The following is a 24,228-nucleotide window of genomic DNA, read 5'->3' as shown; positions in this document are numbered from 1 at the left end:
CGAAACGGTGAACGGCCAGTGGTACGACGCCGATGCGGGCCCGCTGGTCCGCCCGTACGCCATGACGGGCGGGCGCACCAAGCCCGGTCCGCACGGGGTGCGCTTCGACCTGATCGCGCTGGTGGTCGTCGAACCGGGAGCCGCGGACGCGGCGGAGGAGTCGCTGCTCGGACCGGAACACCGGGCCCTGCTCGGACTCTGCCGTTCCGAGACCCAGTCGGTCGCGGAGCTCGCGGCCGACGCGGACCTGCCGGTCGGCGTGGTCCGGGTGTTGCTCGGGGACCTGCTGGAGGCGGGCCACGTCCGGGTGAGCAGGCCCGTACCGCCCGCCCGGTTGCCGGACGAGCGGATCCTGCGCGAGGTCATCGAAGGCCTGCGGGCGTTGTGACGGGGTGGTGCGGGACGGGCGGCGGAGCGACGGGCGGCGGCGGGACGGGCGGCGCCGCGACGCACGCTTTCGATACGCGCGGTGCGAGAGCCGCGGTTCGAGACGGACGGGACGGACGGTACGAGACGGATGGGACGACAATGATGGGACAGCACGTCCAGGGGCCGGAAGCGGCAGCGGCAGCGGAGGAGGAACTGGCTCCGCTCGCCCTGAAGATACTCGTGGCCGGCGGCTTCGGGGTGGGCAAGACCACGCTGGTGGGCGCTGTCAGCGAGATCCGTCCGCTGCGGACCGAGGAACTGCTCAGTGAGGCCGGCGAGTTGGTCGACGACACGGGCGGGGTGGACCAGAAGACCACGACCACGGTGGCCATGGACTTCGGCCGGATCACCATCCGGGAGGGCCTGTCGCTGTACCTGTTCGGGACGCCCGGGCAGGACCGCTTCTGGTTCCTGTGGGACGAGTTGTCGCAGGGCGCGCTGGGAGCGGTGGTGCTGGCCGACACCCGGCGGCTACAGGACTGCTTCCCGGCGGTCGACTACTTCGAGCACCGGGGCATCCCCTTCGTGGTGGCCGTCAACTGCTTCTCGGGCGCCCGGGGTTACGGCGCGCGCGAGGTCTCGCGGGCGCTCGACCTGGAGCCGGGCACTCCCGTGGTGCTGTGCGACGCGCGGGACAAGGACTCGGGGAAGGAAGTGTTGATCAGGCTGGTCGAGTACGCCGGGCGGATGCACACCGCCCGGCTCCTCGAAGCGGTCGAGCCGCAGGCGGACTCCGTGTGAGGGCCGGGCCTGCGCGCGGGGGCCTCAGTCGGTGATGCCCACCGCCGAGATCACCTTGTCGATCCGGACCCGGACGAGGAGTTCGCCCGGGACGGCGTTGCGGCGGCCGAAGGCCGCGGCCCGCTCCTCGCCCATGTAGCGCCCGCCGATCCGGGTGGCCCACAGGAGCGTGTCGTCCATGTCCTCGGTGATCGTGGCCCGTCCTTGCAGGACGACGTAGGAGAACGGCGGCCGGTCGTCGTCCACGCAGAGGGCGACGCGGCCGTCGCGGGCCAGATTGCGCCCCTTGACGGTGTCCTTACCGGTGTTGAAAACGAAGGAATCGCCGTCGAGTACGAACCAAATGGGAGCGATGTGGGGGCTTCCGTCCTCGCGGACGGTCGACAGCTTTCCGGTGCGGGTGGAGTGCGAGACGAACCCGCGCCATTCCTCTTGAGTCATCTTCTGTGCCATGGAGACATCCTCCTTGCCGGAAAGCCGCTGGTGGGCAAGGCTTGCGGGACGACTATGCGGGGGTGGGCGCGGCCGGACCGGCCGGGTCGACGGGGAGGGGCGGAAAATGGCACTGGACAAGCAGCTCGACTGGCTGCTGGACGACCTGACGCGCAGGGTCCAGCAGGTCCGGCACGCGGTGGTGCTCTCCAACGACGGGCTGGTGACGAGCGCGAGCGCTGGCCTGGCACGGGAGGACGCGGAGCACCTGGCGGCGGTCTCGGCCGGACTGCAGAGTCTCGCGAAGGGCTCCGGGCGGCACTTCCGGGCCGGTGAGGTGCGCCAGACGGTGATCGAGTACGACGAGGGCGTGCTGCTGGTGATGGCGGCGGGGGCGGGCAGTTCGCTGTGCGTGCTGACCGCGACCGAGGCGGACTACGTGCAGGTCGCGTACGAGATGACGCTGCTGGTCAACCGGGTGGGCGAGCACCTGGGCGTCACCGAGCGGCGCATCACCGGCGGCTAGGGCGGCTGGGGCGGCGAGTCGGGGAGTTATCCACAGGGCTCGCGGGCTTTCGTCGCTCTGCGTTACGGTCTTCACACAGGGTAATCGAGCTGTGTGGGGGAGGACCGTGATGGAGGTCAGGAGCAGGGACGTGACGGCGGGGTCGGGGCCCGCCGGGGTGGCAGAGGTGGTCGGCGGCGCCCGGGCCGCCGAGGAGCTGGGGCTGCGGCGGGGCGAGCTCGCCCGGGCCGTGCAGCTGGGGATGGTGCGGGCCGGGCCGTGCGCGTCGAGCGGGGCCGCGCGGTTCGCGCGCGGCGAGCTGGACCGGGTCAGGAGGGCCGCCGGGTTCCCGGACGCCCTGCGCGAGCGGGTGCGGACGGTGGGCGCGGCGGAGGCGGCCGGGTCGATGGGGATGAGCCCGGGTCGGTTCACCCGGCTCGCGCGCTGCGGGCGGGTCACACCGGTCGGCTACCGGATCAACCGCTACCGGGCCGTCGTCTGGCTCTACCTCGCCGCCGAGCTGGCCGAGTTCACGGTGAGGGAGCCGGCGCTGTTGCACGGGAGCGCGCCCCCGGAGGACAGGGCGCTGGTCGAGGCCCGGGCGGATCTGAGACCCCGGCGGTGGCGCGGCCGGCATGTGGGGCTGCTGCTGAGACGCACCGCGGATCCCTGGGAGCGGGCGGCGGTCCTGGCCTCCGTGCTGCCGGAGGCGGAGCTGGAGCGGGCGGTGCCCGACCGGGCCGAGCGGATCCTGCTCGCGGGGCTCGCCCCGCCCCCGCCCTACGGTCACCCGCAGGTCCCGGCCGCGGCGGCCGTGGCCACCGCCCTGATGCGGGCGGAGCCCCCGGACGAGCTGCGCTGGTACCGGACCAGCCTGGAGTTCGCGCTCGCCGGCGCCAGGGATCAGTCGAAGACGACGGGGGAGAGGGGGCCGACGTAGACCCAGGCGCCGCCCTCGCGGGAGAAGGTGCTGTGTTCGAGCAGCGAGCCGGCGTGTCCGCCCTCGCGGTAGTGCGCCCGGAACTCCACCGTGCCCTCGGTCTCGAACATGCCGCCGCGCTCCGTACCCAGGATCTCCAGGCGCTCCCAGCGCTGGCCCGGATCCAGATCGAGCCGCCCCGGGCGGGTCGAGGGGTGCCACGAGCGGAGCAGGTAGGCGGTGTCCCCGACGGCGAAGGCGCTGAAGCGGGACCGCATCAGCAGCTCCGCGGTGGGTGCCTGCCGCTCGCCGGAGTGGAAGCGTCCGCAGCAGTCCGGGTAGGCGGCGGGCAGCCCGCAGGGGCAGGGGAGGACCGGGGTCGGCATGGGTGCGCTCAGCTCTTCGGTGACAGGTCGGCAGGGGAGGGCGGTGCGGAGGTTCCGCAGGTTCAGGAGGGCTGGCTCGGCTTCGGCGGCCGGGCGGGGTAGGGGCGGAAGAGGCCCTCCTGTACGACGGAGACCAGCAGCCTGCCCTCCACGTCGTAGATCCGGCCGCGGGCCAGCCCCCGGCCCCCGTGGGCGATGGGGGACTCCTGGTCGTAGAGGAACCACTCGTCCGCCCGGAAGGGACGGTGGAACCACATGGCGTGGTCCAGGCTCGCCATGTCGAAACCGCGCATCCCCCACAACGGCTCCACCGGGATGCGCACGGCGTCGAGGAGGGTCATGTCGCTGGCGTAGGTCAGGGCGCAGGTGTGGACGAGCGGGTCGTCGCCCAGCGGGCCCACCGCGCGCATCCACACGGCGCTGCGCGGATCGGCGTCCTTGAGGTCCTCGGGGGTCCAGCGGAGCCGGTCCACGTACCGGATGTCGAAGGGCTGACGACGGGCCATCCGCTCCAGCGCCTCGGGCAGCGCCCCCAGGTGTTCGCGGATCTCGTCCGCGACCTTCGGCAGCGTGTCGGGGTGCGGGAAGTCCAGACGAGGAGGCAGCTGGTGCTCGATGCTGCCGTCCTCCGGCTGATGGAAGGAGGCGGTGAGGTTGAAGATGGTCTTGCCCTGCTGGACCGCGGTGACGCGCCGGGTGGTGAAGGAGCGCCCGTCACGCACCCGCTCCACCTGGTACACGATCGGCACCCCGGGGATCCCGGGGCGCAGGAAGTACGCGTGCAGCGAGTGGACCGGGCGGCCGCCCTCGGTGGTGCGGCCCGCCGCCACCAACGCCTGGCCGGCCACCTGGCCGCCGAAGACCCGCTGGAGCGACTCCTCGGGACTGCGGCCGCGGAAGATGTTGACCTCGATCTGCTCCAGGTCGAGCAGGTCGACCAGTCTCTCGGCGGGGTTCGTCATCAGGGGTTCTCCACTGAGGTCGGGGGCGGCGGTGCCGGTGGTGTCGAGGGCGCCGGACGGAGGTGGGGCCGGCGCCGGATCCGTCCCGGACCGGACGGATCCGGACCGGACGGGTGCGGACCGGATGGTTGCGGACCGGATGGTTGCGGGACGGTCAGAGCTCGCCGACGGCGGTGACCCGGACGACCGCCCGGCCCTCCTCGTCGGAGGCCACGAGGTCGACCTCGGCGCTGATGCCCCATCCATGGTCGCCATTGGGGTCGGCGAAGGCCTGGCGGACGCGCCACAGGCCGTGCTCCGCGTCCTCCTCGATCATCAGCAGCTTGGGGCCGCGCGCGTCCGGACCGGTGCCGAGGTCGTCGTACTCGTCCCAATAGGCGTCCATCGCATCCCCCCAGGCGTCGGCGTTCCAGCCGGACTCGGAGTCCAGCTCGCCCAGCGCGTGGAGGTTGTCCAGGGCGGCCAGCTCCACCCGACGGAACATGGCGTTGCGGACGAGGACCCGGAAGGCACGGGCGTTCGCCGTGACCGGCTTGACCTGGTCGGCCTTCTCCTGGGCCTGCTCCGCCGTCTCCACCTCGGGGTTCGCCAGTTGCTCCCACTCGTCGAGCAGGCTGGAGTCGACCTGGCGGACCAGCTCGCCGAGCCAGGCGATGAGGTCCTGGAGGTCCTCGGACTTGAGGTCGTCCGGGATGGTGTGGTCGAGCGCCTTGTAGGCACCGGCCAGGTAGCGCAGCACGATGCCCTCGGTGCGCGCCAGCTCGTAGTAGGAGGTGAACTCGGTGAAGGTCATCGCGCGCTCGTACATGTCGCGGATGATCGACTTCGGGGAGACCGGGTGGTCGCGGACCCACGGGTGGCTCTTGCTGTACACGTCGTAGGCGTGCAGGAGCAGCTCTTCGAGCGGCTTGGGATAGGTGACGTCCTGGAGGCGCTCCATCCGCTCCTCGTACTCGATCCCGTCGGCCTTCATCGCGCCCACGGCGATGCCGCGCTCCTTGTTCTGCTGCGCGGCGAGGATCTGGCGCGGGTCGTCCAGCGTGGACTCCACGACCGAGACCATGTCCAGCGCGTAGGAGGGGGACTCCGGGTCCAGCAGGTCGAAGGAGGCCAGCGCGAAGGTGGACAGCGGCTGGTTCAGCGCGAAGTCCTGCTGGAGGTCGACGGTGAGCCGGATGGTGCGGCCCTCCGCGTCGGGAGCGTCGAGCTTCTCGACCACGCCGCCGTCCAGCAGGGAGCGGTAGATCGCGATGGCCCGGCGGATGTGGCGCAGCTGGTTCTTGCGCGGCTCGTGGTTGTCCTCCAGGAGGTGGCGCATGGCCTGGAAGGCGTCGCCGGGGCGGGCGATGACCGACAGCAGCATGATGTTCGTGACCTTGAAGCGCGAGGTCAGCGGCTCCGGGTCGGCGCCGATCAGCTTCTCGAAGGTGGTGTCGGACCAGGCGACGAAGCCCTCGGGGGCCTTCTTGCGGACCACCTTGCGGCGCTTCTTCGGGTCGTCGCCGGCCTTCGCCAGCGCCTTCTCGTTCTCGATCACGTGCTCGGGTGCCTGGGCGACCACGTACCCCGCGGTGTCGAAGCCCGCCCGCCCGGCCCGACCGGCGATCTGGTGGAACTCGCGCGCCCGCAGCGTGCGCACCCGGGTGCCGTCGTACTTGGTGAGCGCGGTGAAGAGCACGGTGCGGATCGGGACGTTCACGCCGACGCCGAGGGTGTCGGTGCCGCAGATGACCTTGAGCAGACCCGCCTGGGCCAGCTTCTCGACCAGTCGCCGGTACTTCGGCAGCATGCCCGCGTGGTGCACGCCGATGCCGTGACGGACGTAGCGCGAGAGGTTCTGGCCGAACTTGGTGGTGAAGCGGAAGTGGCCGATCAGCTCGGCGATCTTGTCCTTCTCCTCACGCGTGCACATGTTGATGCTCATCAGCGACTGCGCCCGCTCGACCGCCTGGGCCTGGGTGAAGTGCACGATGTACACGGGTGCCTGCCGGGTCTCCAGCAGCTCGGTGATGGTGTCGGTGATCGGCGTGGTGACGTACTCGTACGACAGCGGGACGGGCCGGGTCGCGGAGCGGACCAACGAGGTCGGGCGCCCGGTGCGCCGGGTCAGGTCCTCCTCGAACCGCTTCATGTCACCGAGAGTGGCCGACATCAGAATGAACTGTGCCTGCGGAAGCTCCAGCAGCGGGATCTGCCAGGCCCAGCCGCGGTCCGGTTCGGCATAGAAGTGGAACTCGTCCATCACGACCTGGCCGATGTCGGCGTTCTTGCCGTCGCGCAGCGCGATGGAGGCCAGCACCTCGGCGGTGCAGCAGATCACCGGGGCGTCCGAATTGACCGAGGCGTCGCCGGTCAGCATGCCGACGTTCTCGGTGCCGAAGAGCTTGCACAGGTCGAAGAACTTCTCCGACACCAGGGCCTTGATCGGCGCGGTGTAGAAGGTGACCTTGTCCTGGGCCAGTGCGGTGAAGTGCGCTCCGGCGGCCACCAGGCTCTTCCCGGAGCCGGTCGGCGTGGAGAGGATCACGTTCGCGCCCGAGACGACCTCGATCAGGGCCTCCTCCTGCGCCGGGTACAGGGTGATGCCCTGGTCCTCCGCCCACGAGGAGAAAGCCTCGAAGAGGGCGTCGGGGTCGGCGTTCGGCGGGAGCTGATCAATGAGGGTCACACCCCCCATCTTGCCTGGCTTCCCGCCGGATGAGGGAACCGGCGGCGGGAAAGAAGATCATCGACGGTACGCTGTGCCGTCGACCGGGTCCGATCGAAACCGTCAACTGGGCCCGACCTCCACACCACTGGGGCGGGAACGACATGATGGGTCCGGCGCACTCACTCTCCGGGGCAGCGGCCTGGCTGGGGGTGGGCGCGGCCACCGCGGCCGCCGGCCACCCCATGCCCTGGCCGGTCCTCGTCGTCGGGGCGCTCATCTGCGCGGGCGCTGCCCTGGCCCCCGACCTCGACCACAAGTCGGCGACGATCTCGCGCGCCTTCGGGCCGCTGTCCCGCGGCCTGTGCGAGGTGGTCGACAAGATCTCCTACGCCGTCTACAAGGCCACCCGCGCTCCGCGCGACGCCCGCCGGACCGGCGGCCACCGCACCCTCACCCACACCTGGCTGTGGGCCGTCCTGATCGGTGGCGGCGCCTCGGCACTGGCGGTCACCACGGACCGCTGGGGCGTCCTGGCCCTGCTCTTCGTCCACCTCGTGCTCGCCGTCGAGGGCCTGCTCTGGCGGGCCGCCCGGATGTCCAGCGACGTCCTCGTCTGGCTCCTCGGCGCCACCAGCGCCTGGATACTGGCCGGTGTGCTGGACCAGCCCGGCAACGGCGCGAACTGGCTGTTCACCGGTCCCGGCCAGGAGTACCTGTGGCTCGGCCTGCCGATCGTGCTCGGCGCCCTGGTCCACGACATCGGGGACGCCCTGACCGTGTCGGGCTGCCCCGTCCTGTGGCCCATCCCGATCGCCGGCAAGCGCTGGTACCCGATCGGCCCGCCGAAGATGATGCGCTTCCGCGCGGGCAGCTGGGTCGAGCTGAAGGTCCTGATGCCGGTGTTCATGCTGCTCGGCGGGGTCGGCGGCGCAGCGGCGCTCGGCTTCATCTAGGGCGATCAGGGCGATTCCGAGTTGCTCCGGCGAGGGCCCGATCAGGGGCGGCGGGATGGCTGCTCCGAGGGTTGGTCGGCCCTCTCCGGCGTTGGTGGCCGGATGCGAAGGGACGGAATTCGGCTATGGACGATTGGTTTTTGCAGTCGGGTAGCGGAGCGCGATTCGATTGGGGGCCCGTCGGCGCGCAGCGGCTCGCGGCGGGCGTCGCGTGTGTGGTGGTCGTCGACGTGTTGTCGTTCACGACCTCGGTGACGGTGGCCGTGGAGTCCGGGACGCGAGTCTTCCCCTATGCCTGGCGTGACGAGTCCGCGTCGAGGTTCGCCGATGAGATGGGCGCACGGTTGGCCGTCGGTCGGCGGATGGCCACGCCGGCGTTCCCGTGGTCGCTGTCCCCGGCGGCGCTGAGGAGTGCCCCGTTCGCCCCGCGCCTGGTCCTGCCCTCTCCCAACGGTTCCGCGATCGCCGCCGCGGCCGGGGAGTCGTTGGTGATCGCGGGCTGCCTGCGCAACGCGTCGGCAGTGGGCCGTTGGCTCGCCCGTCAGGGTTTCGGAACCGTCGACCGCCCGGTCGCCGTGATCGCCTCGGGCGAGCGATGGCCCGACGGCACTCTGCGCCCCGCGCTGGAGGATCTGCTCGGCGCCGGAGCGGTCCTCGCGGCCCTACGGAAGCACAGTGGCGGCCCGCTGTCGCCCGAAGCGGCCGCCGCAGCCGACTGCTTCGAGGCGACGCCGGATGTCGTGATCGCGGTCACGGGCAGCGCATCCGGTCGAGAACTCGCGGACGGAGGCTTCGCCGGGGACGTGGACATCGCGACCGAAGCGGACGTCTGCGACATCGTCCCGATCCTGACCGACGGAGCGTTCGCGGCAGCTGGGTGACCGCACCCCGCTGGCACCCGCGTCCCCGGCCGGACATGCCGGCCGGTCGGACAGTCTCACGGTGAGTCCCAGCCAATGCGGCCGCATCCCGGCGTCGAACTCCTTTACGGGTGGGTAACGTCGTTCGGGGCGAAGCCCGCTGGCGCGGGTCGAGAACGGGGGAACCGTGAGCGGGATAGTGGTCTACCTGCCGCAAGGGAACGACGGCGTGGGCGAGGAGCCGTTCGGCGACGCGGTGACGTTACGGCTCGGGCCGGGCGAAATGGCCCGGTTCGGACGGGGGTCCACCACCACGCCGGTGGAACTCCGGCTCCTCGACCCGGCGATCTCCCGGTTGGCGGGAGAGATCCGGGTGACCGACGACCACTGGCAGCTGAGCAACCACAGCGCCCATCAGAGCTATCTGGTGGAGAACCCCGAAGGGGCGGGGGAGTACCTCCGGGTGCCGCCGCGCCGGGCCGGGGCGCCCATCCCCTTCGAGTTCTCGCGGGTGGTGCTGCCCACGCGCGGCAACTCCACCGTCTCCTTCCAGGTGTTCGCGCCCGACCACGTCTACCTGGACCCGGACGTCATGAGAGCCGCGGCGGGTCGCGGCGGTCACGGGGGGAGCCGTACCGTCAACGCCTACTCGCTGGACGAGACGGCCACCTATTTCCTCGTCCTGGTCGCGCTCTGCGAACCGCGCCTGCGGGACGAGTCGCCGGTCGCGGTGCCGACCACTCCCGAGATCGTCGATCGACTCAAAGGCCACGCCGCCTGCGCACTGTTGACGGCGCGTGCGGTCAGCTCCCACATCGACTACCTCGCCGAGGAGAAGATGCGGATCAGCGCCCCGGCGGAGTGCGATCCCCGCCGCAGCACGCGGCGCAACGGCAAGCGGGAGACGCTCGTCGGACTCGCCCTGCGGTTCGGGCTCGTCCGGGAGGAGCACCTCGCGCTGTTGCCGCCCCGCTTCCCGGCCGGCACGCGCAAGCGGGAGACGGTGCGATGACCCCGGCAGGGCGTCCCGCGGCGGACGCGGGAGCGGACCGATATGGCCGGCGGGCCGGAGGAGCAGACGGTGCACGGCACGGCCGACACAGCGGGAAGTGAGTGCGCGCAGCCCCTTCCGCGCGGATACCGCGTCGGCGCCTGGGAGGTCGTCGAGCCGATCGCGGCGGGCGGCTGGGCCACGGTCTACGCGGGACGCCCCGTCGATGGCGCTCCCCGCGCCCGGGCGTCCGTCGACGGGCCGGTCCGCGACGCGGTTGCGGACACCGGCCCGGTTGCGGGCACCGGTCCGGTTGCGGGCATCGGTCCGGGTCCCGACACCGGCCCGGGTCCCGACGTGGATCCCGCTCCCGCCGACGTCGCGCTCAAGTTCCTGCCGACCGCCGGACTCTCCCCGCGCCAGGCCCGGTCGGTCGCGGAGGCCGCCCGTCGCGAGGTCGAGCTGTGCAGCCGTTCCCGCCACCCGCGCCTGATCGGGCTCCTGGACTCCGTCGTGCTCAGCGACCCGGACCAGCCGTTCCTGGACGGCGCGATCGTCCTGGTCATGGAACGGGCCCGGTGCAGCCTGCGCGATCTGTTGGCCGAGCCGCTGAGCGAGGCGCAGGGGTCCAGACTGATCGAGGAGGTCTGCGAGGGCCTCGCCCACCTGCACCGCACCGGGTGGGTGCACGGCGACCTCAAACCGGACAACGTCCTGATCATGGCCGACGGTTCGGCCAAGCTCGCGGACTTCGGCATCGCCACGGAACTGACCGGCATCGAAGGCACCCACGGGTACGCGCCCCCGATGGGCACCTTCGACTACCTCCCGCCCGAACGATGGAAGGCCCCGCTCGGCGAGCGCGGGGTGGAGGTCCGCCCGAGCGCCGACATCTGGGCGCTGGGCATCGTGATCCACGAGGTGTTCGCCGCCGGAGCCTCGCCCTTCCCCGGCGCCACCCCGATGGCGCGCGGCGCCGTGGCGCAGGAATACGCCGACGGGCGGGCACCGTTGCGGCTGGACACCGCGGTGCCGCCGTTCTGGCGCGCGCTCGCGACCGACTGCCTGGCTCCGAACCACGTCACGCGCGCCCCCCACACCGCCGGCAGCCTGCACACCCGCATCGCGGCCCGCACGGCGTCCGACCGCACGGCGTCCGACCGCACCGGGGCCGCACGCCCCGCCGCGCGGCGGCGCGGCCGGGTCCTCGCCGCCCTCGCGGCCGTCGCCGTGTGCGGGGCGCTCGCCGCGGGCTGGGCCTACGCCGTGCGGGGCGATGGCGGGTCCGCGCCGCCCGGGGCGTACGGGACCTCGGCGAGCGGCCGGATGGGCGAAGTATCGTACCCGGTCGTGGTGTTCAACGCCGAGCACAGCTGCCTGGCCCGGATGGACCGGGACGCGCAGTGCAGCCTCGGCCTGGCGATCGACCCCCGGCGGCCGTACACCGCCGACAACGTCGTGGCGACCCGGGTGTGGCACGGCGACGTCCTCGACGCCGACTGCCAACTCCCCGACGGGATCCCCATCATCGACGAGTCGGGCACGCGCTCGACCTACTGGTACCACGTCCACCTCCCTCCGGGCTCGGCCCGCCCCGACGCCTGGCTGCCCGCCGTACGCACCGGGGGCCGCCCCACGCTGCCGACGTGCCCGGCGCCACCGACCGGCACCGGGAACCAGAGGTAGCGGACACCACCGCACGCTGTCACTCCGGAGCGTTCCGGATGCGGTCCCGCCCTGCCCCGCCCGTACGTTGTGGCCCGTCGGTCCGCGGACCGCACCCCCACACGGAGGCCGACGCAAGGCGACCCGCAGCGAAGGAGCAGGCTGGTGCGTGGCGAGGCGGTACGACGTACGAGATCGAGAACAGTGGTCCTGCTGGTCATGACGGCGGTGTCCGCCCTGTGCGCCCCGGCCTGGGCACAGGGAGTCCAGCAGGTGCCCGGCCCCCTCGGCCACACCGCGACCGCCGAGATGTTCTGCGACATACCGGCGCAGCGGGACATCGCGGTGACGCGCAAGGTGTACGAGGTCGGTCAGCGCATGAACGTCTCCGACAAGGTGATGCTCGCAGGCTTCGAGACCGGCTGGGTCGAGTCCCGCATGAACAACCTCGATTGCGGGGACCGGGACTCGCTCGGCGTCTTCCAGCAGCGGCCCTCGCAGGGGTGGGGCTCGCGGGAGCAGATCCTCGACGTCGACTACGCGGCGGGCAAGTTCTTCGAGGTGGCCCTCCAGATGGAGCCGGGCATGGAGGGCAGCACCCCCGGTCAACTCGCGCAGGCCGTCCAGCGCTCCGCCTATCCGGACCGGTACGACGCGGTGGAGGGCGCCGCCCGGGCGCAGCGGGACGAGGCCTTCCAGCCGTACGGCGCGATCGGGGCGAAGTACGAGGGCCTGGGCGGCCACGGCGGCCCCCTCGGCTGGCCGGTCCGCGCCGAGGAGGCGGCCATGATGGGCGCCCGCTTCCAGGGCTTCCAGAACGGGATCATCCTCTGGCACCCGGACGAGGCCCACGCGATCTACGGGGACATCCTGGCCAAGTTCTGGGCGACGGACGCCGAGCGGAGCTGGGGCTTCCCCACGATGGACGAGGCGGACGCCGCACCGGCGCCGGACGGAACCCGCGGCCGTTACCAGTTCTTCGAGCGCGGGTTGTTCATGTGGTCGGCGCGGACGGGAGCGCACGTGGTGCACGGTGCGATCTACGACGCCTTCCACGCGGGCGGCCACGAGGCGGCGCTCGGCTACCCCGTGGGTGACGAGGTGGACGAGGCGGGCGGAAAGGCCCAGCGCTTCCAGAAGGTCACCATCCACTGGAACCCCGCCCGGGGCACCTGGACCACCACCAACTGACCAGGAGACAGCCATGAGAGCGCTGATCCTTCGGCGTGCGGTCGGGGCGCTGACACTGATGATGGCGGCCACCGCCGTGACCTTCGTGGCGGCGCCCGCGGCGAGCGCGTCGGACCGGGGCGGGCCGATCGGGCGCGGTGAGGCGATGGACCGCGCGTGGTCGTGGATCGCCGAGCGGGTGCCCTACTCCCAGAGCGGTTGCCACGAGAACCAGTTCGGCTGCTACCGGCCCGACTGCTCGGGCTTCGTGTCGATGGCCTGGAACCTGGAATCGTCCCTGACCACCTGGTCCCTGTGGAACGTGACCTTCGACGTGCCGGCGGGCGATCTACAGCCCGGCGACATCCTGCTCAAGGACGCGGGCGGCACCGACCACGTGGCGCTGTTCGTCCGCTGGGCGGACCCGGGGCACACGCAGCCGGTGGTCCGGGAGGAGTACGACTTCGGGCAGGTGGCCGAGGAACGCGTCTGGGGCGACGGGCTGCGCGGCTTCACGCCCCGCCGGTACAACCTGCTGGACGACCTCATGCCCTACGGCGCGATCGGGGCGAAGTACGACGGCATGGGCGGGCCGGGCGGCGCGCTCGGCCGACCGACCGCGGGCGAACGGGACTCCATGATGGGCGGCCGCTTCCAGGCCTTCCAGAACGGGATCATCCTCTGGCACCCGGACGAGGCCCACGCGATCTACGGGGACATCCGCGACAAGTTCTGGGCCACGGACGCGGAGCGGCGCTGGGGCTTCCCGACGATGGACGAGGCGGACGCCTCGCAGGCACCGAACGGCACGCGGGGCCGTTACCAGTTCTTCGAGCGCGGGTTGTTCATGTGGTCGGCGCAGACGGGAGCGCACGTGGTGCACGGTGCGATCTACGACGCCTTCCACGCGGGCGGCCACGAGGCGGCGCTCGGCTACCCCGTGGGTGACGAGGTGGACGAGGCGGGCGGAAAGGCCCAGCGCTTCCAGAAGGTCACCATCCACTGGAACCCCGCCCGGGGCACCTGGACCACCAATAACTGACGACCATCCATTCGCTTCGTGATCAGGAGATCATGGTGAACGAGCAGCACCGTCCCACCCGCAGGAACCTCCTCAAGACCGTCGGCGGGCTCTCCGCCGCGATGGCCCTCGGCGCCGGGGGCGTCCTCGCCTCCGCCACGTCGGCCGCGGCGGTCGGCGACGCGGGCGGCCTGCACATCGTGGACCGCGGCGAGGGCGACCCCCGCATGTGGTACTACCGCTTCCAGACCGACGCGATCGGCTGGCAGCCCGCCGTCAACGTCCTGCTCCCGGACGACTACCACTGGAGCGGGCGCACCTACCCCGTCCTCTACCTGTTCCACGGCGGCGGCACCGACCAGGACTTCATCACCTTCGACCGCCTCCGCATCCGGGAACTGACCCAGGGCAAGCCGATCATCGTCGTGATGCCCGACGGCGGGCACGCGGGCTGGTACTCCAACGCCGTCACCTCCAACGTCGGCCCCCGCAACTGGGAGACCTTCCACATCGGGCAGCTGATCCCCTGGGTCGAGGCCAACTTCCGGACCTTCGCCGAATACGACGGCCGCGCCGTCTCCGGTTTCTCGATGGGCGGCTTCGGCGCCCTGAAGTACGCGGCCAAGTACTGGGGCCACTTCGCCTCGGTGAGTTCCCACTCCGGCCCCGCCAGCCTGCGCCGCGACGGCGGCGCCGTCGTGCACTGGGCGAACGTCTCCTCGGGCGCCCTGGACCTCGGCGGCGGCACGGTCTACGGCGTGCCGTGGGACCAGGCCAGGGTCACCGCCGACAACCCGATGGAACGCATCGAGAGCTACCGCAACAAGCGGGTCTTCCTCGTCGCCGGCACCAGCCCCGACCGGACGAACGCCTTCGACACCTTCAACGAGACCCAGGTGCTCGCCGGACAGCGTGAGTTCCGCGGCGCCCTCGACCGGGTCGGGATCGCGCACGAGTCGCACGAGGAGCCCGGCGGCCACTTCGTGCGCGACTACATGCTGACCCGGGACCTCGACGGCATCATCGACCGGCTCCGCAAGGCGTGAACGAACGTGCCCCGTACCCTCCCCCCTCAAGGGGACGGTACGGGGCACGCGCCTATGGCTCGGATCCTCCCGCTCAGCCGTGCCAGGAGCGCCACAGCGCCGCGTACGCTCCGTCCGCCGCGACCAGTTCGTCGTGGGACCCCAGCTCGCTGATCCGGCCCGCCTCGACCACCGCGATCACGTCCGCGTCGTGCGCCGTGTGCAGCCGGTGGGCGATGGCCACGACCGTACGGCCCTCCAGCACCCGGGCCAGCGAGCGCTCCAGGTGCCGGGCCGCCCGCGGATCCAGCAGCGAGGTCGCCTCGTCCAGCACCAGCGTGTGCGGATCGGCCAGCACCAGCCGGGCCAGCGCGATCTGCTGCGCCTGCGCCGGGGTCAGCGCCGCGGCGCCGGAGCCGACCTCGGTGTCCAGCCCGTCCTCCAGCCCCTTGGCCCACTCGTCGGCGTCCACCGCGCCCAGCGCGGCCCACAACTCCGCGTCCTCGGCGCCCGACCGGGCGAGCCGCAGGTTGTCGCGCAGGCTTCCCACGAACACGTGGTGTTCCTGGTTGACCAGCGCCACGTGCGCGCGCACCCGCTCCGCGGGCATCCGCGACAGCTCGGCCCCGCCGAGCGTGACCTCGCCCGAGCGCGGCGCGTAGATGCCCGCCAGCAGCCTGCCCAGCGTGGACTTGCCCGCTCCGGAGGGCCCGACCAGCGCCATCCGGGTCCCCGGCGGCACCGACAGGGACACCTGGTGCAGTACGTCCACCCCCTCGCGGTAGCCGAACCGGACCGAGTCGGCCCGTACGTCGCGCCCGTCCGGCACCACCTGCTCGTCGCCCGCGTCGGGCTCGATCTCGCGCACCCCGACCAGCCGGGCCAGGGAGACCTGGGCGATCTGGAGTTCGTCGTACCAGCGCAGGATCAGTCCGATCGGGTCGACCATCATCTGGGCCAGCAGCGCGCCGGTGGTCATCTGCCCCACCGACATCCACCCCTGGAGGACGCAGTAGCCGCCGATCAGCAGCACCGAGCCGAGGATGGTCACGTAGGTGACGTTGATGACCGGGAAGAGGACCGACCGGAGGAACAGCGTGTAGCGCTCCCAGGCCGTCCACTCCTTGATGCGCTGCTCGGACAGGGCGATCCGGCGCCCGCCCAGGCGGTGCGCCTCGACCGTGCGGCCCGCGTCCACCGTCTCGGTGAGCACCGCGGCGACCGCCGCGTAGCCCGCCGACTCCGACCGGTACGCGGAGGGCGCCCGCTTGAAGTACCACCGGCAGCCGAAGACCAGGACCGGCAGGGCCACCAGGGCGGCCAGCGCCAGCGGCGGCGCGGTCACGGCGAGCGCCCCGAAGAGCAGCCCCGCCCACACCACGCCGATGGCCAGCTGGGGCACCGCCTCGCGCATCGCGTTGGCGAGCCGGTCGATGTCCGTGGTGATCCGGGACAGCAGGTCACCGGTGCCCGCGCGCTCCAGCACGCCCGGCGGCAGGCCCACCGAACGGACCAGGAAGTCCTCGCGCAGATCCGCCAGCATCTCCTCGCCGAGCACGGCCCCGCGCAGCCGGACCGTCCGGACGAAGAGCGTCTGGACGAGCAGGGCCAGCGCGAACAGCAGCGCCACGCGCCCCAGGTGCAGTTCGCGCGCCCCCGCCGCGAGGTCGTCGACCACCTGACCGAGCAGGTAGGGGCCGATCATGGACGCGATCACCGCGACCGCGTTGACCGTGACCAGGAGGACGAAAGCCCGTCGGTGCCGCCGCAGCAGCCCGCGCACATAGCCCCGAACCGTCGCCGACGTGCCCACCGGAAGGGTGGCGACGGTCTCGGGGGCGGCCGGATCGTACTCCGGCGCCACCACGCCGATCATGCTGATTCCTCGATCTCTGTGAGTTCCCGCAACGTGTCGAGCCCCTCGACCGCGTCGAGCAGCTGTTCCTCGTCCGTCTCGCGCGTGACGACCGCGCGGTAGCGCGGCTCGTCCTGCAGCAGTTCACGGTGCGTACCGACCGCCGAGACCGTGCCGCCGTCGACCAGGACGACCCGGTCGGCGCGGTCCAGCAGTAGCGGTGACGAGGCCAGGACCACCGTGGTGCGCCCCGCGCGCAGCGCCGCGACGCCGCCCGCGATCCGGGCCTCGGTGTGGGAGTCGACCGCGGAGGTCGGCTCGTCCAGCACCAGCACGTCCGGGTCGGTGACCAGCGAGCGCGCCAGCGCGAGCCGCTGGCGCTGGCCGCCCGACAGTGAGCGTCCGCGCTCGGTGATCCGCGCGTCCATCGGGTCGTCCACGCCGTCGGGCGCGGACTGCGTCAGCGCGTCGAGCACGTCCGCGCACTGGGCGGCTTCAAGGGCCTCCGCGGCCCCGACCGCACCGGAGGCCGGTACGTCGAGCAGTTCGCGCAGCGTGCCGGAGATCAGCACCGGGTCCTTGTCCTGGACGAGCACCAGCGTGCGCGCCGTGTCCAGCTCCAGGTCGTCGAGCGGGACCCCGCCCAGCAGCACGGAGGGGCTGCCGACGGCGTCGGCGGGATGCCCGCCGAGGCGTTCCGCCAGCCGTCCCGCCAGGTCCGGGTCCCCGCAGACCACCGCGGTGAACAGGCCGGCGGGGGCCAACAGCCCGGTCTCCGGGTCGTAGAGGTCCCCTCCGGGAGCCGGCGCGGCGGGCGGCCGAGCGGCTGCCGTCTCCGCCTTCGCGGGCGCCGGCTCCGTCGGCGTGTCGGCGAGGGTGCCCGGCTCCGCGTCGGGGGCGGGGTCCGCCTCGGGGTCCGTACGGGTGAGCGACAGCACCCGGGCGGCGCGCTTGGCCGACGGCCGCGAGAAGGAGTACGCCATGGCGATCTCCTCGAAGTGCCGCAGCGGGTAGAGCATCAGCGCCACCGCGCTGAACACGGCGACGAGTTCGCCCACCGTGATCCGCCCGGCGAGGACGAGCTCGGCGCCGTACCAGACCACGGTGATGAGGAGCAGGCCCGGCAGCAGGACCTGGATCGCCGAGATCAGCGACCACATCCGGGCGCTGCGCACGGCCGCCTTGCGGACCTCCTGCGACGCTTCGCGGTAGCGGCCGAGGAAGAGTTCCTCGCCGCCGATGCCGCGCAGCACGCGCAGCCCGGCCACGGTGTCGGAGGCCAGTTCGGTGGCCCTGCCCGCCTTCTCGCGCTGGACGTCCGCACGTTGGGTGGCGTGCGGCAGCAACGGCAGCACGGCCACGGCCAGTACGGGAACCCCGATCGCCACGACCACGCCGAGGGCGGGCGCGTAGAGGATCAGGCCCACGCAGATCACGACGACGGCGAAGGCGGCGGCGAGGAAGCGGGAGACCGCCTCGACGAACCAGCCGATCTTCTCGACGTCGCCCGTGGACACCGCCACCACCTCGCCGGCCGCGACGCGTCGGCTGAGTGCGGCGCCCAACTCGGCGGTCTTGCGGGCGAGGAGCTGCTGGACGCGGGCGGCGGCGGTGATCCAATTGGTCACGGCCGTCCGGTGCAGCATCGTGTCACCGAGCGAGATGGCGATCCCGAGCAGCAGGATGAGCCCGCCGACCAGGATCAACCGGGTTCCGTCGCGGTCCACGACCGCCTCGACACCGAGCCCGACGGCGAAGGGCAGGCCCGCGATCCCGCAGTGGTGCATCAGCCCCCAGCACAGGCTCTTGAACTGCCCGCCCAGCTGATTGCGCCCCAGCCACAGCAGGAACCGGGGCCCGGATCGCGTGTCGGGTACCCCTGGGTCCGGATACGGAAGATCGCTGATCTGCATGACGCCCCATGACTCGGTAGTGGTTCAAACCGTGCAAGGTTCGCCTTTGAACAGCATGCGGGGCAATCGATTTTCCGTTGTTCCGACGAGAACCAGCCATGGTCGTCCGGGGATCGGAGACCGTGGGAGGGACCGTGCCAGGGCAGTCTCAGGGGCGGGTGGCCCGCTCCAGTTCGAGGAGCGCCGAGTAGTAGGAGTGCCCGGTGGCCCGGTCCATGCCCACCTCGCACATGCGGTTCGCGGACAGGTGGACGTCGTAGGACCGCTCCGCGACCTCCGCCGCCTCGCGCGCCGTCGCGGCGTCCGTCAGCTCCGGGTGCAGCATGCCGCGGTCCCCGGCGAAGGCACAGCATCCCGCGTCGTCCGGTACGACCACCTCCCGGGCGCAGGCCTCGGCCACCGCCCGCAGTTGGGCCTCGTCACCCAGATGGCGCATCGAGCAGGTCGGATGCAGCACCGCCGAACCGACCGTGCGCAGCACCTCCAGATGTGGCAGCAGTTCCTCGGCCGCCCAGACGACGGAGTCGACGACGGTGAGTTCGGCGTGGAGCTCGCGGTTGTCCGCGCTCAGGTACGGGACCACCTCGTGCGCGATGCCCAGGGTGCAGGAGGAGGCGTCGACGACGAGCGGCAGCCGCCCGCCCGCGGTCCAGCCCCAGGCGGCCTCCACGATGCGGTTGGCCATCAGCCGGTTCCCGGCGTCGTAACCCTTGGAATGCCAGATGGTCGCGCAGCAGGTCCCGGTGACGTCCTTGGGGATCCACACGGGCTTGCCCGCCCGCTCGGACAGGGCGACCACCGCCTCGGGCAGCGACGGGCCGCCCGCGGCGTCCCCGGAGTCGTGACCGCGGTCGGCGCCCGGGCCCCCGAAGATCCGGTTGACGCAGGCCGGGTAGTAGACGGCGCAGGCGCCGACCCGCCGGGTGACGGGCAGGGCCCGGGCGGCGGCGCCCGGGATCTGGGGCAGCCACTGCGGGACCAGGTCCGGCCGTACGGCCTTGCGCGCGACCCCCGTGACCAGCCGCAACGGACCGTCCCCGACCCGGTCGGTGATCCGGTCGGCCGCGGCGACCGCGAGCCGGGCCGCCGTCTCCACGGCCCCGAACCGCTTCGCGACGAGCGCGGCCGTCCGTTCCTCGCGCGGGCTGTGCCTGCGGTGGCGGAAGTCCTTCATCAGGGCGCCGGTGTCGATGCCGACCGGACAGGCGAGTTTGCAGGTGGAATCGCCCGCACAGGTGTCCACCGCGTCGTAGCCGTAGGACGCGAGCAGCCCGTCCAGCACGGGGGAGCCGGGCTGCTGGCGCATCATCTCGCGGCGCAGCACGATCCGCTGCCGCGGGGTGGTCGTCAGGTCCTTGCTGGGGCAGGTCGGCTCGCAGAACCCGCACTCGATGCAGGGGTCGGCGACGGCCTCCACCCGCGGGATGGTCTTGAGCCCGCGCAGGTGGGCCCGCGGATCGCGGTCGAGCAGGATCCGCGGCGCGAGCACCGCGTCGGGGTCGACGATCTGCTTGGTGCGCCACATCAGCTCGGTGGCCGCCGTGCCCCATTCCAGTTCGAGGAAGGGGGCCATGTTGCGTCCCGTGGAGTGCTCGGCCTTCAGCGAGCCGTCGAAGCGCTCGACGGTCAGCCGGCAGAAGGCGTCCATGAAGGCGCCGTACCGCTCCACGTCGGCGGGCAGCGCGGCGTCGAAGGCCAGTAGGAAGTGCAGGTTGCCGTGGGCCGCGTGACCGGCGACGGCGGCGTCGAAACCGTGCTCCGCCTGGAGTTCCAGCAGCGCCGCGCAGGCCTCGGCGAGGCGGGCGGGCGGGACCGCGAAGTCCTCGGTGATCAGGGTGGTGCCCGCGGCGCGGGCCCCGCCGACGGCGGTGACGAAGGCCTTGCGGGCCTTCCAGTAGCCGGCGATGGTCGCGGCGTCGGTGGTGAAGGCGTTGGTCACCGAGGCCACCGGCGCGACCAGCTCCAGCCCCGCGACCACCTCGGCCGCCCGCCGCTCGTAGCGGTCCCGGCCCGCGGCGTCCGGCGCCCGGAACTCCACGAGCAGGGCGGTCGTGTCCTTGGGCAGCGCGGCCCAGTCGGCGGGTACGCCCGCCACGCTGACCGAGGCGCGCAGCGTGTTGCCGTCCATCAGCTCGACGGCGATCGCGCCCGCCGCGTTGAAGAGCGGAACGGCTGCCGCGGCGGCGGGCAGCGAGGGGAAGAAGAGCAGCCCGCTGTACAGCTCGCGGTCCAGCGGCAGGGTGTCGAAGACCAGCTCGGAGAGGAAACCGAGGGTGCCCTCGGAACCGACCATCAGCCCGCGCAGGATCTCCACCGGGGTGGTCCCGTCGAGGTAGGCGTCCAGCCGGTAGCCGGTGGTGTTCTTGATCTCGTACTTGGCGCGGATCCGGGCGGTCAGCCGGTGATCGGCCTCGATCTCCCGCTTGATCTCCATCAGGGCGCGGCACAGCGCGGGCTCGGCGCGCGCCAGCTCCTCGTCGGCCAGCGGGTCCGCGGTGTCCACGACGGTGCCGCCCGGGAGCACGAAGGTGAGCGAGGACAGGGTGCGGTACGAGTTCCGCGTGGTCCCCGCGGTCATGCCCGACGCGTTGTTCGCGACCACCCCGCCGAGCGTGCAGGCGATCGCGCTGGCCGGGTCGGGGCCGAGCACCCGGCCGTGCCGGGCGAGCGCGGCGTTGGCGCGCAGCACGGTGGTCCCGGGGCGGATCCGGGCGCGCAGCCCGCCCTCCAGCACCTCGACGCCCGCCCAGTGGCGGCGCACGTCGACCAGGATGTCCTCGCCCTGGGACTGGCCGTTCAGCGAGGTCCCGGCGGCCCGGAAGACCACCTCGCGCTGCTTGCCGTGGGCGTAGGACAGCACGGTCGAGACGTCGTCGATGTCCTCGGCGATCACGACGACCTGCGGCACGAAGCGGTAGGGGGAGGCGTCCGAGGCGTAGCGGACCAGGTCGGAGACCTGCCACAGCACCTTGTCGGCGCCCAGCAGCGCGATCAGCTCGGAGCGCAGCGGCTCGGGCGTGCCGGCCGCCAGTCGCTCGGGCACCCGGTCGGGGGCCGGACCGCTGACGGTGCGCGGGCGCAGGGCTCCCGGCTTCGGCTCCAGCAGCGGCATGGGTGCCCCCTGGGCTAGGCGCTCCGCGTCAGCAGCTGCGCTCCGCCCGCCCGTCGGCCGGTCCGTCGGCCGGTCCGTCGGCCAGGGCGTTGAGCAGGCCGCCGAGCAGTTCGCGCTGATCGGTGGTCAACGGAGCCAGGATCTCCTCTGCGGCGCCCGTTCGCGCGTTGCGCAGCCTGCGCAGCGTGGCGCGGCCGGTCTCGGTCAGCTCGATCCGGATGACCCGGCGATTGGCGGTGTCCGGCACCCGGCGCACGCACGCGGCCGCCTCCAGGCCGTCGACGAGGGTGGTCACCGCGCGGGGCACGACCTCCAGGCGGGCGGCCAGATCCGCCATTCGGGGAGGTTCGGCTTCGGAGTAGTGGGCGACCGTGCGCAGCAGGCGGGACTGGGCGGGGGTGATCCCGAGGGGCTCCAGATGGCGTTTCTGGATGCGGTGCAGCCGACGGGTCAGGCGCAGCAGCTGCTCGGCGAGGACGCCGTCCGAACTGTCTGGGCTGTCGGTCTCGGAAGCGGTGCTCATACTGGGAAGGGTATCAGGACACAATTCATTGTGAGCATAGGTAACAATGACCTATGCTCAGTGGAGTCTCGTCAGGGCTGTCCTGCCGGGAGCCGTCAAAGGAGGCCCATGCGCCCCGAAGGAAAAGAACCGAAATGGACGCCATCGAAGGAAGCCCTCGACCCCAGCCGTCCCGCCCCCGCCGACCAGCCGCGTGAGCTGCGTCGGATCGCCCGCCTGTTCCGCCCCTACCGGGGTCGGCTCGGCGTCGTGGGCGTGCTGGTCGGCGCCTCGTCGCTGGTCGGCGTCGCCTCGCCGTTCCTGCTGAAGGAGATCCTGGACGTCGCGATCCCCCAGGGGCGCACGGGACTGCTCAGCCTGCTCGCGCTCGGCATGATCCTCACCGCGGTCGTGACCAGCGTCTTCGGCGTGCTCCAGACCCTGATCTCCACCACGGTCGGCCAGCGCGTCATGCACGACCTGCGCACCGCCGTCTACGCACAACTCCAGCGGATGCCGCTGGCGTTCTTCACCCGGACCCGCACCGGTGAGGTGCAGTCCCGCATAGCCAACGACATCGGCGGAATGCAGGCCACCGTCACCTCGACGGCGACCTCCCTCGTCTCCAACCTGACGGCCGTGGTCGCCTCGGTCGTCGCGATGCTCGCCCTCGACTGGCGGCTCACCCTCGTCTCGCTGCTCCTGCTGCCGGTGTTCGTGTGGATCAGCCGTCGGGTCGGCCGCGAGCGCAAGCGGATCACCACCCAGCGCCAGAAGCAGATGGCGGCCATGGCCGCCACGGTCACCGAATCCCTGTCGGTCAGCGGCATCCTGCTGGGCCGCACCATGGGTCGGGCCGACTCGCTGACGCGGTCGTTCTCCGAGGAGTCGGAGAAGCTCGTCGGACTGGAGGTCCGCTCCAGCATGGCCGGGCGCTGGCGGATGTCGACCATCGGCATCGTGATGGCCGCGATGCCCGCGATGATCTACTGGGCGGCGGGCATCGCCCTCCAGTCCGGGGCCCCTTCGCTCTCCGTCGGCACGCTCGTCGCCTTCGTCACCCTCCAGCAGGGGCTGTTCCGGCCCGCCGTGAGCCTGCTGTCGACCGGGGTGCAGATCCAGACCTCGCTGGCCCTCTTCGCCCGCGTCTTCGAGTACCTCGACCTGCCGGTGGACATCACCGAGCGCGAGGACGCCGTCCGCCTGGAGCAGGCCAAGGGCGAGATCCGGCTGGAGGGCGTCGACTTCGCCTACGACGCCAAGCACGGCCCCACCCTGACCGGCATCGACATCACGGTCCCGGCGGGCGGCTCCCTCGCCGTGGTCGGCCCGACCGGTTCGGGGAAGAGCACGCTGAGCTACCTGGTGCCCCGGCTGTACGACGTGACGGGCGGCCGGGTCGCCCTCGACGGCATCGACGTCCGCGACCTGGACTTCGACTCCCTGGCCCGCTCGATCGGCGTGGTCAGCCAGGAGACGTACCTCTTCCACGCCTCGGTGGCCGACAACCTCCGCTTCGCCAAGCCGGACGCCACCGACGAGGAGATAGCCCAGGCGGCCAAGGCGGCCCAGATCCACGACCACATCGAGTCCCTGCCCGACGGGTACGACACCCTGGTCGGCGAGCGCGGCTACCGGTTCTCCGGCGGCGAGAAGCAGCGCCTCGCCATCGCCCGCACCATCCTGCGCGACCCGCCGGTACTGATCCTCGACGAGGCCACCAGCGCCCTCGACACGCGCACCGAACATGCCGTGCAGAAGGCCATCGACGCCCTCTCCGAAGGCCGCACCACCATCACCATCGCGCACCGGTTGTCCACCGTCCGCGATGCCGACCAGATCGTGGTCCTCGATGGCGGGACGATCGCCGAACGGGGCACGCACGAGGAGCTGTTGGAAGCCGACGGGCGGTATGCGGCCCTGGTGCGCAGGGACAGCGCGTTGGTTCCGGCCGAGGTGGCGGTGAGGGCGCCGACCGTCTCCGTGGCCGTGTGATCGTATGACCGCCACACGGTCGAGATGCCCGAATTGCGACAGTCCGCGGGTTAGGGCCTGCGGAGAAACAAGTCGTTGCTTCCGTCGTTGCTCGTCGTTGTTGTGCTATGGGGATATCCGAGGGGACCGAGACGGGGCTGGC

At 72.0% G+C, this 24,228-nt stretch carries 20 protein-coding genes; 12 read left to right on the top strand and 8 right to left on the bottom strand.

Annotated features, from left to right (window positions below; translation table 11 throughout):
• The first annotated feature begins 7 nt into the window (after positions 1-7).
• Together ACIQWR_RS40035 and ACIQWR_RS40030 are read left to right on the top strand one after the other, a co-directional pair.
• Positions 8-388 carry a DUF742 domain-containing protein gene (locus tag ACIQWR_RS40035; RefSeq protein WP_404020671.1) on the top strand — a complete coding sequence of 127 codons (381 nt, stop codon included), beginning with the start codon at positions 8-10 and terminating at the stop codon, positions 386-388.
• A gap of 143 nt (positions 389-531) precedes the next feature.
• The gene (locus ACIQWR_RS40030; protein ID WP_404020710.1) at positions 532-1,170 is read left to right on the top strand and encodes a GTP-binding protein; all 639 of its coding nucleotides are present in this window, start codon (positions 532-534) and stop codon (positions 1,168-1,170) included.
• 24 nt (positions 1,171-1,194) lie between these two features.
• On the opposite strand, the gene ACIQWR_RS40025 is transcribed toward ACIQWR_RS40030, so the two are convergent.
• A complete protein-coding gene (locus ACIQWR_RS40025) occupies positions 1,195-1,623 on the bottom strand; it encodes a PPOX class F420-dependent oxidoreductase (protein WP_404020668.1) in 429 nt (142 codons plus the stop codon).
• A 106-nt stretch (positions 1,624-1,729) separates the two neighbouring features.
• On the opposite strand from ACIQWR_RS40025, the gene ACIQWR_RS40020 reads away from it, so the two are divergent.
• Both ACIQWR_RS40020 and ACIQWR_RS40015 read left to right on the top strand, forming a co-directional pair.
• On the top strand, positions 1,730-2,128 hold the full coding sequence (locus ACIQWR_RS40020) for a roadblock/LC7 domain-containing protein (protein ID WP_404020667.1): 399 nt from the start codon (positions 1,730-1,732) through the stop codon (positions 2,126-2,128).
• Between the two features lie 130 nt (positions 2,129-2,258).
• Positions 2,259-3,047: a DUF6397 family protein gene (locus ACIQWR_RS40015; RefSeq protein WP_404020664.1), complete on the top strand. Its 789-nt coding sequence runs from the start codon at positions 2,259-2,261 to the stop codon at positions 3,045-3,047.
• Here ACIQWR_RS40015 and ACIQWR_RS40010 read toward each other — a convergent pair.
• The 3 genes from ACIQWR_RS40010 to ACIQWR_RS40000 all read right to left on the bottom strand — a co-directional run bounded on the left by ACIQWR_RS40010 (position 3,011) and on the right by ACIQWR_RS40000 (position 7,042).
• The gene (locus ACIQWR_RS40010) at positions 3,011-3,412 is read right to left on the bottom strand and encodes a YchJ family metal-binding protein (RefSeq protein ID WP_354379352.1); all 402 of its coding nucleotides are present in this window, start codon (positions 3,410-3,412) and stop codon (positions 3,011-3,013) included. The two genes, ACIQWR_RS40015 and ACIQWR_RS40010, sit on opposite strands and share 37 nt — an antisense overlap.
• A gap of 62 nt (positions 3,413-3,474) precedes the next feature.
• Positions 3,475-4,374, bottom strand: coding sequence for an acyl-CoA thioesterase (locus tag ACIQWR_RS40005; RefSeq protein ID WP_404020661.1), 900 nt, complete (start codon positions 4,372-4,374; stop codon positions 3,475-3,477).
• Between the two features lie 154 nt (positions 4,375-4,528).
• Complete coding sequence (locus tag ACIQWR_RS40000) at positions 4,529-7,042, bottom strand: DEAD/DEAH box helicase (RefSeq protein ID WP_404020659.1); 2,514 nt, start codon at positions 7,040-7,042, stop codon at positions 4,529-4,531.
• Between the two features lie 143 nt (positions 7,043-7,185).
• Here ACIQWR_RS40000 and ACIQWR_RS39995 point away from each other — a divergent pair, with 143 nt between their 5' ends.
• The 7 genes from ACIQWR_RS39995 to ACIQWR_RS39965 all read left to right on the top strand — a co-directional run bounded on the left by ACIQWR_RS39995 (position 7,186) and on the right by ACIQWR_RS39965 (position 14,730).
• Positions 7,186-7,977: a metal-dependent hydrolase gene (locus ACIQWR_RS39995; protein ID WP_404020709.1), complete on the top strand. Its 792-nt coding sequence runs from the start codon at positions 7,186-7,188 to the stop codon at positions 7,975-7,977.
• A gap of 125 nt (positions 7,978-8,102) precedes the next feature.
• On the top strand, positions 8,103-8,858 hold the full coding sequence (locus ACIQWR_RS39990) for a 2-phosphosulfolactate phosphatase (RefSeq protein WP_404020656.1): 756 nt from the start codon (positions 8,103-8,105) through the stop codon (positions 8,856-8,858).
• Between the two features lie 166 nt (positions 8,859-9,024).
• Positions 9,025-9,849, top strand: coding sequence for a serine/threonine protein kinase (locus ACIQWR_RS39985; RefSeq protein WP_404020653.1), 825 nt, complete (start codon positions 9,025-9,027; stop codon positions 9,847-9,849).
• A 42-nt stretch (positions 9,850-9,891) separates the two neighbouring features.
• The gene (locus ACIQWR_RS39980) at positions 9,892-11,514 is read left to right on the top strand and encodes a serine/threonine-protein kinase (protein WP_404020651.1); all 1,623 of its coding nucleotides are present in this window, start codon (positions 9,892-9,894) and stop codon (positions 11,512-11,514) included.
• 198 nt (positions 11,515-11,712) lie between these two features.
• Positions 11,713-12,684, top strand: coding sequence for an LGFP repeat-containing protein (locus tag ACIQWR_RS39975; protein ID WP_404020706.1), 972 nt, complete (start codon positions 11,713-11,715; stop codon positions 12,682-12,684).
• 13 nt (positions 12,685-12,697) lie between these two features.
• Complete coding sequence (locus ACIQWR_RS39970) at positions 12,698-13,705, top strand: hypothetical protein (protein WP_404020638.1); 1,008 nt, start codon at positions 12,698-12,700, stop codon at positions 13,703-13,705.
• 32 nt (positions 13,706-13,737) lie between these two features.
• The gene (locus tag ACIQWR_RS39965; protein ID WP_404020636.1) at positions 13,738-14,730 is read left to right on the top strand and encodes an alpha/beta hydrolase; all 993 of its coding nucleotides are present in this window, start codon (positions 13,738-13,740) and stop codon (positions 14,728-14,730) included.
• A 73-nt stretch (positions 14,731-14,803) separates the two neighbouring features.
• On the opposite strand, the gene ACIQWR_RS39960 is transcribed toward ACIQWR_RS39965, so the two are convergent.
• The 4 genes from ACIQWR_RS39960 to ACIQWR_RS39945 form a co-directional block, all read right to left on the bottom strand.
• Positions 14,804-16,585: an ABC transporter ATP-binding protein gene (locus ACIQWR_RS39960; RefSeq protein ID WP_404020633.1), complete on the bottom strand. Its 1,782-nt coding sequence runs from the start codon at positions 16,583-16,585 to the stop codon at positions 14,804-14,806.
• Entirely contained in the window at positions 16,582-18,477 is a 1,896-nt protein-coding gene (locus ACIQWR_RS39955; protein ID WP_404020630.1) for an ABC transporter ATP-binding protein, read from the bottom strand. The genes ACIQWR_RS39960 and ACIQWR_RS39955 overlap by 4 nt, the downstream gene beginning before the upstream one ends.
• Before the next feature lie 148 nt (positions 18,478-18,625).
• Positions 18,626-21,589, bottom strand: a complete 2,964-nt coding sequence (locus ACIQWR_RS39950; protein WP_404020627.1) for an FAD-binding and (Fe-S)-binding domain-containing protein — start codon at positions 21,587-21,589, stop codon at positions 18,626-18,628.
• A gap of 28 nt (positions 21,590-21,617) precedes the next feature.
• Complete coding sequence (locus tag ACIQWR_RS39945; protein ID WP_404020624.1) at positions 21,618-22,112, bottom strand: MarR family winged helix-turn-helix transcriptional regulator; 495 nt, start codon at positions 22,110-22,112, stop codon at positions 21,618-21,620.
• 108 nt (positions 22,113-22,220) lie between these two features.
• On the opposite strand from ACIQWR_RS39945, the gene ACIQWR_RS39940 reads away from it, so the two are divergent.
• Complete coding sequence (locus ACIQWR_RS39940) at positions 22,221-24,086, top strand: ABC transporter ATP-binding protein (protein WP_404020621.1); 1,866 nt, start codon at positions 22,221-22,223, stop codon at positions 24,084-24,086.
• Positions 24,087-24,228 lie beyond the last annotated feature (142 nt).

Origin of the sequence: Streptomyces sp. NPDC098789, from assembly GCF_044759975.1 — a bacterium.
Classification (GTDB): domain Bacteria; phylum Actinomycetota; class Actinomycetes; order Streptomycetales; family Streptomycetaceae; genus Streptomyces.
This window is presented reverse-complemented; position numbering and strand designations above follow the sequence as displayed.